A 12,485-nucleotide genomic window follows, 5' to 3' on the forward strand; every position below is an offset into this window, starting at 1 on the left:
TCTCCAAAAGACTCATGGCAATAAAAAAAGCAGAATTCTGGCTTGGACATTTTTATCTCCCGAAAAGCAGGAAAACTGGAGGAGGATGAAATGGAACAAAGGCTAGACTCAAAAAAAAGCGACATGAATTATCAAGTCGCTTTTTTTTCATTTTATGGATATGGGACACACCCTTACCCAGTTAATTACCTTAAGAATTAAGGGTACTCTCCACAGAGATTTCCATATTCAAGGCTCTGGAAATTGGACAATTTGCTTCAGCATCTTTTACCAATTCATCAAACTTTTCTTGTGTCACGTCATCCACTGTTGCCTTCAGCACCAGATGGGATTTCTTAAGTGTACCCTCCTCAAAAGTGATATTGGAAGTAACATCCAGCTCAGTAGCAGTAAAGCCTGCTTCCTGTAGATTAAAACTTAATTTCATGGCAAAACAACCAGCGTGAGCAGCAGCCACCAACTCTTCCGGGTTGGTACCTACCCCATCTTCAAAACGTGATTTAAAAGAATATTGTGTTTTGTCTAAAACTGTGCTTGCCGTAGTCAAATGACCTTTTCCGTCTTTTCCGGATCCTTGCCAAACGGCCGTTGCTTTTCTAATCATGGTTTTATTTTTAGGGTTAAAAGTATGCTTATATAAACCAAAGTTAGAGATCAAAGTTCAGAATTAATCCATTCTCTTTGATCCAAATTAATTATCCACCCCTTCCAGTTTTCTTTTTTCAGTGGAAACTTTTTCGATTTTAAAACCAGCCAATTCTTCAAATACTTCCAGGTATTGATCTGTGACATGATCCCAATTATATTTTTTCACCAATCCCTCTCGAGCGGTCTTCCGAAAATAATCCATACGTTCTTGGCTGTTTTCTGCAGCCTCGACAATGTCCTTCACAGAGTCCACTGATTTTTTGAAATACCAGCCATGTTTTCCCTCTTGAAGCATTTCCTGGTTGAAAGGAGTATCCAATGCTAAGATCGCACACCCATACCCTAAGGCTTTCAGCATCGCAGGATTAGTCCCACCATATTCGTGTCCATGGAAATAGGCATAACAATGGGTGTACCAAGCAGCTAAATCAATAGGATCGGTGACGTAACCCAAAAACAACAAGCGATCATCTTCAATATTTTTCAAAACTTGAGCATAATCATCCAAGTAAGGAACATCACCCACTATCACCAACTTTCTTTTTGAATCAGAATTCAAAAATCCCTGAATAATTAAATCAGCATTATTATCTGGCACCAGTCTACCCACAATCAGAAAGTAATCTTGAGGCTCTATTCCCCATTTCATTACCGGTGAAGGTTCCACTTCCTCTTTTGGATTAGCACCGTAGGCAATCACTTTAGATTCGGCATTAAATAATTCCTTATATACCCGTTGCATTTCATCCGAATCATTGATAATTCGATCATAATATTTGGTCGCCATTTTGGAGGCCCAAAAAAAATACTTAGATCCTAGTCCTCTCCATTTAGGCCGTAGCCATTCCAAACCATCTACATTAATCAAGGTAGCTTTTCGGAAAAATCTAGAAATCAACCCAAAAGGGCCATTTCCACTATTGACTACAAAAATCACATCTACATCCGATAGACAGGCATGGATCATAGAGAAAAAAGTATGAGATAGTTGTGTAAAATACTTTGACTCAATCGCTGGAGTATAGATGCATTCAATTCCATTGACATACCTAGGTTTCTCTACAAACAAGGCCTTATGGTTGTAAACTCGAACATGTACGCCTTTCAAAACCAACCTTTCTCCCAGCTCTTTCACCATGGTATCATATCCCCCGTAAACGTAAGGATATCCTTTGGCACCCATGATTGCTACTTTTAGTTTTCGTTGAGATGCCTCCATAGGTGTTTTTGCATTTTTTCCTTAAATGTATTCAAATTATATTCAATCAACACTTTACTTCTTCCAGCTTCACCAAAGCTTTTAATTTTTTCTTTATCCAATATCAGCGTTTTTAAAGCTTCCACTCCCTTTTCCACATCCCCAATCGGAATCAAAAATCCGCTTTTACCAGGTTCAACCATTTCCTCTGCTCCTCCAGATTGCGTAGCGATTACTGGCTTGGCAGAAGCCATTGCCTCCAAGATTACTGTGGGAAAAGAATCAGGTAATATAGATGGCAACATAAAAATATCCGTTGCTGCTAAAACTTCCGGAATATCCTTCCGAAACCCTAAATCACTAACGGATTCTTGCAATCCATTGTCCCTAATTACGGATTTTATTTCTTCTTGGATTGATTCATATCCAGGAAAAGGATCACCCACTAAAACAAAATGACATTGTGGATAAGTCTGCAATATACGCTTTGCAATTTCTAAAAAGAAAAGTTGACCCTTTCCAGGGTTAATCCTCCCCACCATGGTGATCACCAATTTATCCTCTGGCAAGCCTAAATCTGCTTTGGGATCTGAATAGGAAGCCATGTACTCCTCATATGGAATTCCATTGTGAATCACCTCTGGTTTGGCCATTTTCAGCTTGGTATCCCAATGATTTTTCACCGCCTCCGAAACCACAATCGGATATGGGGTACTGGAATCCAACATCTTTGCCAGCAACTTCACCAGTGGACCAGGACCCAAGACTATTTCATGAATATGCCAAATGTGAGCAAGTTTATTTTTCTTGGCCCAATATGCTCCAACGATTACTGCAAGGGTATTGGAATACACTAATTCAAATTGAAACTCCTGATGTAGTTGATCCAAAAACTGGTAAGCTTTGTAATTTTTTGAAAATCGGTTGACCAAGCCTTTCGCATTCACATACTTCCTTCGTAAAATCCCAAGATTTTGAACTTTTACGATAAAGCCTTCAGACTCCATTAATTCACCAAGAGGACCTTCTCCAGTCATGACCACTACCGGATTCAATCCTTGATCTCTGTAAATCCTCAATACCTGGAGCAAGATTTTGCCAGAACCATACAGCTCTGAACTACTTTGAAGAAAAAGTACGTTTCTCCTCTTACCCATTCTTCTTAAAATAAACTCCCACTATACCAGATTTCCCAAAAGCGGAAGCAAGAGACTCCAACAAAAAAGCGACAGGTGTCAACAAGGCAACACCCACTATTAATCCAACTGTCTTCTTCTTTTTTAATGCCAAAATCAAATGGTCTTTATATCCAAATAAGCTGAATAAAGCTTGAAGCATTCCTAATACTCCCAAATGAATGGAAAAGGATTTTCCTCCTACTTTCTTGTATCCAACATCCTCAAACTGTTTCACCAATACCGATTCCGTCCAGTGGTTTAAATGTTTGGGAATATCCCAATGTAACCACTTGGTTCCTGCAATGTTTGCCTGCCAAGAATCAGTCCTTGGAACTTCAATATACAATAGACCCGTTTCAGCCAAATTCGATTCAATCAACTCCTTAACCATTGAAATAGGGGCTGGGAGATGCTCTAGGACATGGTTAAGCGTAATCAAATCAAATGGTTGACCAGTAACTTTTCCATGAGAATAAAACTCTTGTATCACTTCCACTTGATACTTATCCACAGCAAAAACCGCTCTATCTCTGGCAGTTTCAATACCAATACCATTCCAACCTAACTTTTTGGCCTCTGCTAAAAATTGCCCTTTTCCACATCCAAAGTCCAACAACTTATTTTGAGCTGGCTTAAGTAAATGTTTTGCTTTGTTTAAGACTATTCGAGCTTCACGAAAAATCAGCTTTTCAAATACAGATTGTCTATTATCCACCACTGCATATACTTCATCTTCATAGAGTGCATCTGAATCTAATTCGTCAGAAATAAAAGTCCACTTTACCCGACAATTAGGGCAATTAATAATTGAAAATTCCTCTGGTGATGAATTAGGTTCTTGGTTGCAGACTGGACATGCAATTTGCCTCATATTCTAGGGGCAGCATTCAAAATCAAATGCTGAAAAGCTTCTATAAAATGTTGAGGGGAAAACTCTTTGCTTCGTTGAAGACCTTTTTTGACCAATTCTTCCCGAAATGCCTTTTCCCGGCCCAAAAGTATCATTTTTTCTGCCAAATCTGATAAATCACCGGTCTTGAATGCAATTCCCGCTGATCCACTTACTTCCATTAAGGCCTCCTGATCTGAATGTATGACCGGAATGCCCTCTCGCATCGCCTCTAGAATCGGTATTCCAAAACCCTCATTTTCAGAAGGAAAAACATAGGCAAAAGCATGTTGATATAAACTCCTGATCTGGGCATCTGAGATATATCCCGGCAAAATCACACGATCTTCCAACCCTTTTTCAAGAATAAGTCTTTCTATCAAAGGATAATCATTCATTTGGACACTTTGCCCAGGTCCTCCAGCAAGCACCAATTTGAATGCTTCTTCCTGACTTTTCAAAAATGCCTCAAATGCTTCTACCAAAAGCGGTAAATTCTTTCGCTTATCAAAAGTCCCTACATGCAGAAAATAAGGAGTTCGGTCCAATGAGTATTTTTTAATCAGAAGCTGATCCACTTCCTTACTTATACTTTTGGGACTTTGGTAAATCACATCGATCGGAAGACTATTACCCAAATACTTGATCAAAGCCTGTTTAGAGTATTCCGTGGTCGTGATAATTTTTGTATCCTCTTTTAGTCCCTTTCGGATTAAGCTTAGAAAATACTTCCTCCACCAAAGCGGGTAATTTTGGGGCATCTGCCAAAAAAAAGCATCATGAATGACAGTAAGTCGTTTGCAAGGTAAACTGGCAGCAGGTGAAACAAAATCAGGACAGATTAAGATATCCGGTTGAACCTTCTTGACTAAATCAGGAAGTTGAAACTCTTTCCACCGAAAGTAATCCAAATGATAATTCAGACGCTGAAATTTGGATTCAGGATTTTTAAAAGTCTGATCAGCAGCCTGGGATTTTGGATCATGGGAAAATATCCATTCTATTTCAGGATGCGGAAAGTCCAATGCAGCTTGGGCCAATTCCATCATGTAGGTCTTGATGCCTGTAGTAGCTACATTAAGATATTGTAAGTCTAAAAGTACTTTCAAAGGATTGATTTTGACTCGAATTTAGAGATTTTGGAGGAAAAATAGTTGGGGATACTTTGAGCATGTACTTAGTAGTCTCATATCCATTCTGAATAAAGCAATAAACCGACCAAGGAGAATACTTGCACACACTCCCATTCAAAATTGTAAAATCTATTTTATCCAAGCATCATTCTTTGCTCCACTTTTAATCTGCTGTAGGCATGAACTGAATACCCTGCCATCCACCAAGTAGTCCAGGCAACATAGGTATACATTTCAGCATTGGCGGTAAAAAGAGGTAATAACAAGCCTACTTTCACAGCTGCTGCTACAAATGCTATCCGGGCATCCATGGTATTATCAGATCGATAGAAAACACGTAAACTCAATATAACAGAGGACGTTAGTGTCAAGATGTATAAAATCATGCCCAACCATCCTAATTGTACCCCATAAATTAAAAACTGATTTTCCCCTCCTACACGAAGTTCATCTGAGACACTACCAGCATTCCCACTCATCGCCAGTCCAATTCCAAAAGGGTTTCCTATCATGGAATCCAATGCCAATAACCATTCTACCACGTGGCCAATACTGGAAGTATTTTCAAATGTTAAGGTATCCACCACAAAAAAGTAAAAGTCATCAGAAGCGAAGAAGATCACATAGACTCCAAAGGCTAACAAACTTAAAAATCCAGCGGCAATCAACTTATACAATCCAAACACCAAAGCCAAGAAGAAAATCATCACGAAGAAGGCTCCAAATGCAGCTCGAGAAGCTGAAAACACCAGACTTCCCAAAGAGCAAATCATTACTAAGATGTACAACCAATTATATTCCTTTTTACTGGTCAAAAACCAAATTAAGCCGGCAGCAAACCCCATCAGCACGGAGCTGGCCATTTCCAATGGATCTGAAAAAAAACTCGCCAAACGCTTGGTCACGGCCTGAGTTTCAAATGTCCAAGTCAATCCAAAATTTCCAGTTGGATCAATATCATTGATAGCATGATTGTACAGCGCATATCCCGTGTATTGTTGCAAATGGGCATTCAGCAGATAATTTTCAAACAAATTGACTAGGAAAGCCCCGATGGCGATGACAAAAATCATCTGAAATAAACCTCGAATCTCATCCTGGTTGAAGGTGGTATTCCTCCCCAAAAAGTAGACAATTCCGGGAATCAGCATCCCCTTAAAATAAAGGGCTTTATTAATAAAAGAGGCTTGTCCCAAAGGAAGAACTAAATAAATACTTCCCAGAGCCAAAAACGCCATCATAAACCAATCTACCGATTGTAATCGAAAAGGGTATTCGAAGATATTCTTTCGAAAAAATATAAAGGAGAATAAAGCTAAAAGTACGATTGCTTCTTTCAACACCTGAAAAACTCCCACTAATGAACTGGAGCCAGTAGTCAAATACACCAAACTCAAGGTGGTAATATAAAAAGGAAGCAATCCGATTAGGAAATAAATAAAGTATTGCCAATTTCCTTTAAACGCAATTTCCTGAACCACCCAGAATAAACCCGCAGCGACTACAAAGACAATTAAAATAAAAAGAATCAAGGCCATTGCAATGGATTTTGTAATGGAAAATTTAAGCCATCTCTGATCCCTCTTGCCACAGATTTTAATTTCTGAAACCTACCCCGAATAAAAAAATACCCCATCCATAATGAGAACCTACTGAAATGATAGGCAAAAGCAAAAGGTTTCTCCCATCCAGAACAGGCACTTCTTAGTAGGAATAACTGGTTTCTTACATGCAGATAGAACACTCGGGCACTCAACGTACCTTCCGAATGCTTTTTTTTGGAAGAAGCCCCAGCTTCATGATAAATTTTTGCTTTGGAGGCCAGCGCAATCCCATATCCATTTTCTCGAAATCGTAAGGACCATTCTACATCTTCAAAATACGCAAAATACCCCTCATTCAGTAATCCAACTTTCAATAATGCTTCCCTTGTCACCAGCATACAGCATCCTGTAGCCCAATCCAAAGGACGATCAGCAACGTAGGCATTCGATAAAAATTTCCTGTCACCTAAGGTAATTGCCCTACCCAGAAAGGAATTCCATTTCCCCCCTGCACTCCAGATTTGTTCTTTTTCGTGAAGAAAACAGATCAAGGGTTGAACCATTCCCAACTTGGAATTAGACTGAAACCTTCGAATCATTTCTCCCAAAAAATCAGCTTCTACCTCCGTATCATTATTCAACAACATGATATGAGTGTATCCATCTTCTAAAGCTTTCCTGATTCCTACATTATTGCCACCTGTGAATCCCAGGTTCTGCTCGTTTTGTATCAAAAGGATATCCGGAAATACTGCTTTCAGACGGCTTCCTTCCTGATTATCTGACGCATTATCTACTACAATGATTTTGTAATCAGGAAATTCAAGATGTTGAAGCGATTGCAAACAGGCTTCGGTAAACTCAAACCCATTCCAGTTTACTAATACAATAGCTACCGAAGGTTCAGGTATAAAAGCCATGGATCAGTTTTCTATTATTTTGATACAACAACACCATGCAAATTAAAAAGACAATTACCTCCGTTGAAATAATGGCAATACACACCCCTACTCCCCCCATCATAGAGGTCAAAATAGTAGCCGCTACAATCATGTACAAACACATCATCCAAGAGGCTTTAAACAATAGATTTTTGAGATCAGCTACCAACATCATGATTACATTGGCAATGTTAAGGCAAGCCAAGAATGGAACCAAGGCCAACAATTGAAGATACGTAACTGATTCAATCAACTCAGATCTTGAAAGTACTTGAATTGTCCAAGGAGCCGTCAAATAGGTTGCACCTGCCAAAAATGCTCCAAAAGCGAGTACCCTGAAATAAACACTTCTCAAAAATTTATAAAATCCGGCCTCATCACTTTTATATAATTTGGCTGCATTCGGGTAAATCGCCTGTATGATCAATGCAGGAAACATTCTCAAAACCATCACCACACGTTCTGCCAAAGAGTACATCCCCAAGGTCTCCGCCACGGAGAAGAAACTTAGAATTATCAATCCTCCATTAATTGAAATATGGCTAGCCAGATTACTAAAGAATAATAGAATATTATCTTTTAAGCTTTTTCGGATCGCTGAAAACTCAGGTCGATACACTCTGATCCCCATAAAAGTGTGGATATAAAAGAGCAATAAAATATTGATGGATAAACCGAAGAATCCCATCATAAAATTCACCCACCTGCTTTGACCTGGGTTGTGAATAAATAAGACGATCCCCATCAAGAATAGCAGTTTACTAAAAATATTGGCAATACTGATCAACTTCATTTTCTCCATCCCTTGGAAAAACCAAAGGGGGAGGGTGGCCTCGGAAAACAACATTAAAGAGGAAAAAACCAAAATCATCTGGTACTCTTTGAATAAGTTCAGTCCAAATACCGAAATCAGAATGATTAACGTGGCGATTGTTGCCAATAAGATTTTGGCAGAAAATACATTGGATACCAAATGAGATAAAGCCGTCTTATCCCCTTGATTGATCGCAACTTCACGTGGGGCACTTAGATTGTACCCAAAGCCTACCAAAATATTCAACAAGATAATTACCGCAAGCGAAAGGTTTACCAACCCAAATTGATCGACCCCAATACTTTGTATAAGTAAAGGCATGCTAATAATGGAAATCAGTACATTGGAAGATTGAATAATCGCCAAAAACAAAAAATTTTGAATGGATTTGTTCCTGATAATATTGCCAATCGGAAGGAGTAATAATTTTTCAAACATGCCAGCTTTTCATTTAGCTTTCCTGCACATGCTTGTGATACAATCGGCGGAAATACACCACCAATAGGGTCAACATCCCAACAATTGCACATCCAAAAAACATTCCTTTAACCAATCGTATCTCCGTTCGCTCCAACGGCAATCTTGGTGAATCAATAATTTGTATTAAGGGAGAATTATTACGGTGATTTACTTTTGCAATCTCCAAATTCTTTACGATTTCCTCATAAACAGCCCCAGTTGCCTGGACATCAATTTGCCTCTTTTTACTTTCTATGGTGGCTGAACTCAACAATGGGTTCGCATTGGGAACTTTATCAGTGGCAGTGGCATAAGCACCAATACTTTCATCCAAAATAGCTCTCACAGAATCTGCCTGAGATTGTAAAATGGCTAAGTTCTCACTGGTCTTCTTTGTTTTTGTCTCTTTGTAAAACTCATTGACATTTTCTACCAAGCGCTCATTGAATACTTTAGCATACAATTCATCCTTTGAAGATACCGTTACCTGAATAATACTCAACTTCCGATCGGGCTTGGTTACACTCAGTTGATTTTCGCGAATAAGCTTCGCTACTTCTTTGACGACTGAATCCTGAGATACTGTAAAGTCCTCCCGGTTAATAGAAAAATCCATGGACGGAATATCTACTTTTGACGCCCATTTTTTATCAATCTCTTCAAATGCTATAAAACGGTCTATTAGGAGTTCATTTTCATTGAATGGACTAAGTAAGGCCTCGTCTAGCATTCTATCCGAGCGGTACAGTTCCATGATATTATCTCCCTGAAACAAACCACTAGTGCTTCCCAAGGAGCCTAAATTTACTCCTACCAAGGAGGCCAATCCAGACATTTGCCCCATGCTAGCTGCATCTCCTTCTTCTAATACAAAAGAGGTACTGGCATTGAAAATCGGTTTTTTAAAAATGGAAACCAGAGCTCCAAGTACCATCCCAATAATCCCTGCTAGGATCAAAATTTTCCACTGTGAAAGGAAATAAGCGATCCAACTGGAAAAGTTTTGAAAAACTTCCTTCAATGTAAATTGATTTTCCGAAAAGTGCTTTCCTCCTGCCATTACCAGTTAATTTGGGATACGACCAATGCCAAGGTAGCCAAGCCAGTGGTGATTCCTACAATCTCACCTAAACGCAATGGAATCTTTGGGCCTTTGGTAGGTACAATTACTTCAGCTCCTGGCTCTACTGGAGGATAATTTCTGATTCCGAAGAATCCTTTGGTTCTTTTTACAGCCCCATTGGCATAAACCACATAGGTTTGCTTTTTATTGGCCCTTCTTTCAAATCCTCCTGCACCATTGATGTAATGCTTCAAACTTCTATTGGATTCATGTCTTAAAGTCGTTGGATACACCACATCCCCTCGCATTCTAACCGTTTGCAATAGTTTGGGTACGGATAAAATATCACCTTCTTCCAGTAATAGGTCATCTTCGGAACCTGGGTTATTTACAATTGCTTCCAAATCAATAGCAACCGCTTCTGTTTCTTTGATTTTGACTGCAAATCCAGGGGTTTCCGAAGCAATTTGATCCAAGGATTCTTTTTTATTTTGAGCTAACTGGGTATCAACTGGGGAGTCTTTCTCTTTAGGTAAGTCTTTGAATAATCGTTCCAAAAGTTGTTCCTGTGCTTCGGAATTATTCGGATCAGCTAACAATTGAAGTTTCAAATTCTCCAAATTCCTCTGTCTTCTTAATTGCTCGGATTCGGTATTGAAAAATTCGGTTCTTCGGATCAAGGTAGCTCCTTTAGAATACGCAAATTGGTTGAGTCCTCCAGCCCTTTTCACCAAATCGGAAATTCGTTCTTCACTGGTTTGAATGGCAAAAATACCCGGCGAATTGACTTGACCTTCCACTGCCACCAACTTCTGCATATTAAAATTTGCCCTTTTTCTTACAATCACCTGATCATAGGGCTGTAGTACTTCTCCATCTAAATTGAAAGACAAATCAGCATTGACCTGGACAGGGATAATTTCAGACAAAGTTCCTAAATCTGCATCTTCCAGCCTTCTTGCTATTTCAATATCATTAGTATTGGCTGATTCCTGGAGTCCCCCAGCCATGATTATCAACTCCTCCACTTTCATCTCAGAGGAATAAGGGAAAATTCCTGGCCGCTTTACTTCCCCAAGAATCTGAACATATTTTTCGTTATTGATATCATAAATACTGGCAATTCTAACCACGTCTTCACGCTGCAAAGGAATATCAGAAGCTGTTCCATCCAAAATAGATTGGAGATTTACCTGCACCATTTCCGTACTAAGATCATCTTTGGTTCGAAGGATACTTGCCTGCTGTGTATAGGCATCTCCTCTGAGCCCTTCGGCATTCTTTATCAATTGAGAAAGGGTCAGCCCATCGGTCAAAGCAAAAGTACCTTCTCTATAAACCGCCCCTTTGATTTGAACTCGATTGGAATACCTGTTTAAAATTCGCTGAACTGTGATCTCATCTCCACCTTTCAAGGGGAACATGTTAAACTGGCTTTGATATAAGTCCGAAACTGATCGTTGATTCCCGGTAATTCTGGAAATGGCTACCCGATCTTTAAATGCTTCATCCGTAAATCCTCCAGCATATTGAAGTAAATCCTCAAAGGTGTCCTCATGGGCGATTTCAAAGGTCATAGGACGCTTTACCTCTCCTTTGATTTTTGCTCTGGAAATAAATGGAGAAACCAATATCACATCTTGATCTTGTAGCTGTTTATCCAAGTCAGCCGTCCCTTTGATCAACAAATCGTAGACATCGATCTCCGCAATCTGTTTATTGTTTCTTACCAATTTGATGGCACGCATGGTACCATTTGCATTTGGCCCTCCTGCTGCATACAACGCATTGAAAACTGTAGAAAATGCACTTAAAGTGAAAGTGCCTGGGAGTCTTACCTCACCCAAAATATGTACTTTGATCGTACGAACATCACCCAAGGTGACGTTCAAAAAAGTAGATGGATTACTTCCAGTTAACCCGGTATAATACCTGGAAACCCTATTTTTAATAATGCCAGTGGCCTCTTCAATACTTTTTCCTGAAACAGATACCGGCCCAATATTATCCAATAGCACAAACCCATCAGGGTTTACTGTTGCCTCATAATACTGCTCAGATTCGCCATAAATATCTACATACAACAAATCCCCTGGGCCCAAAATATAACTGCTTGGCGTTGCTTGGTTCAAACTTGGCTCAAAGCTCAAGTTTCTCTTCTTATTATAAAAAAGGGAGGTTCCAAAAATTTGATTCTCGGGGTCGATCTCCTCCATTTCCGCTTGAGGCTGAAAAATCCCTCCAGCAATCAAATCAAAGTCAGCTTGCTTTCTCGGATCTCTTTTGGAGGCTTCCGAGGACCTTTTGAGACCTCGTTCTCCCAAATCCAATTTGGCAATACGAGCTTTTAACTTCGTCACTTCCATGGTAGGCATTCCCCTTAACTCTGCCATTTCCAAAAATTCCTCAATGGAAAGGCCTGCTTGTGCGGACCTGTTCAATAACTCCTGAATTTCGGCATCGCTCATATCATCCACCTGTATTTTGGTGAAATCACTGTTTTGCTGAGCAATTACCTGTGGAGTTGCCAATCCTAGGGAGGCAAGTAAGGCAAAAAAGTACCAAAATCTTTTCTTTAAAATCATGTTATAGGCTAGCTGTACCGATCAACTTGGGTG

10 protein-coding genes are annotated in these 12,485 nt (G+C 39.5%); all 10 read right to left on the reverse strand.

Going from position 1 to position 12,485, the window contains the following annotated elements; all coding sequences use genetic code 11:
* Nucleotides 1-190: 190 nt before the first annotated feature.
* Nucleotides 191-604 (reverse strand): OsmC family protein, encoded by a 414-nt coding sequence (locus tag BUR11_RS14215; protein WP_074225653.1) that lies wholly within the window; start codon nucleotides 602-604, stop codon nucleotides 191-193.
* An 87-nt stretch (nucleotides 605-691) separates the two neighbouring features.
* Entirely contained in the window at nucleotides 692-1,867 is a 1,176-nt protein-coding gene (locus BUR11_RS14220; RefSeq protein ID WP_074225654.1) for a glycosyltransferase, read from the reverse strand.
* Entirely contained in the window at nucleotides 1,843-3,003 is a 1,161-nt protein-coding gene (locus tag BUR11_RS14225) for a glycosyltransferase family 4 protein (RefSeq protein ID WP_074225655.1), read from the reverse strand. Before BUR11_RS14225 ends, BUR11_RS14220 begins: the two co-directional genes overlap by 25 nt.
* Entirely contained in the window at nucleotides 2,996-3,895 is a 900-nt protein-coding gene (locus BUR11_RS14230) for a class I SAM-dependent methyltransferase (protein WP_074225656.1), read from the reverse strand. The genes BUR11_RS14225 and BUR11_RS14230 overlap by 8 nt, the downstream gene beginning before the upstream one ends.
* Nucleotides 3,892-5,022: a glycosyltransferase family 4 protein gene (locus BUR11_RS14235; RefSeq protein ID WP_143186008.1), complete on the reverse strand. Its 1,131-nt coding sequence runs from the start codon at nucleotides 5,020-5,022 to the stop codon at nucleotides 3,892-3,894. Before BUR11_RS14235 ends, BUR11_RS14230 begins: the two co-directional genes overlap by 4 nt.
* A gap of 158 nt (nucleotides 5,023-5,180) precedes the next feature.
* On the reverse strand, nucleotides 5,181-6,584 hold the full coding sequence (locus BUR11_RS14240; RefSeq protein ID WP_074225658.1) for a hypothetical protein: 1,404 nt from the start codon (nucleotides 6,582-6,584) through the stop codon (nucleotides 5,181-5,183).
* Nucleotides 6,575-7,510 carry a glycosyltransferase family 2 protein gene (locus BUR11_RS14245; RefSeq protein WP_074225659.1) on the reverse strand — a complete coding sequence of 312 codons (936 nt, stop codon included), beginning with the start codon at nucleotides 7,508-7,510 and terminating at the stop codon, nucleotides 6,575-6,577. Before BUR11_RS14245 ends, BUR11_RS14240 begins: the two co-directional genes overlap by 10 nt.
* Entirely contained in the window at nucleotides 7,494-8,783 is a 1,290-nt protein-coding gene (locus tag BUR11_RS14250) for an oligosaccharide flippase family protein (protein ID WP_074225660.1), read from the reverse strand. Before BUR11_RS14250 ends, BUR11_RS14245 begins: the two co-directional genes overlap by 17 nt.
* Nucleotides 8,784-8,796: 13 nt before the next feature.
* Complete coding sequence (locus BUR11_RS14255; RefSeq protein ID WP_074225661.1) at nucleotides 8,797-9,864, reverse strand: GumC domain-containing protein; 1,068 nt, start codon at nucleotides 9,862-9,864, stop codon at nucleotides 8,797-8,799.
* Complete coding sequence (locus BUR11_RS14260) at nucleotides 9,864-12,452, reverse strand: SLBB domain-containing protein (RefSeq protein WP_074225662.1); 2,589 nt, start codon at nucleotides 12,450-12,452, stop codon at nucleotides 9,864-9,866. The genes BUR11_RS14255 and BUR11_RS14260 overlap by 1 nt, the downstream gene beginning before the upstream one ends.
* Nucleotides 12,453-12,485: the final 33 nt, after the last annotated feature.

It is taken from the genome of Algoriphagus halophilus (genome assembly GCF_900129785.1).
GTDB classification, from domain to species: Bacteria; Bacteroidota; Bacteroidia; order Cytophagales; family Cyclobacteriaceae; genus Algoriphagus; species Algoriphagus halophilus.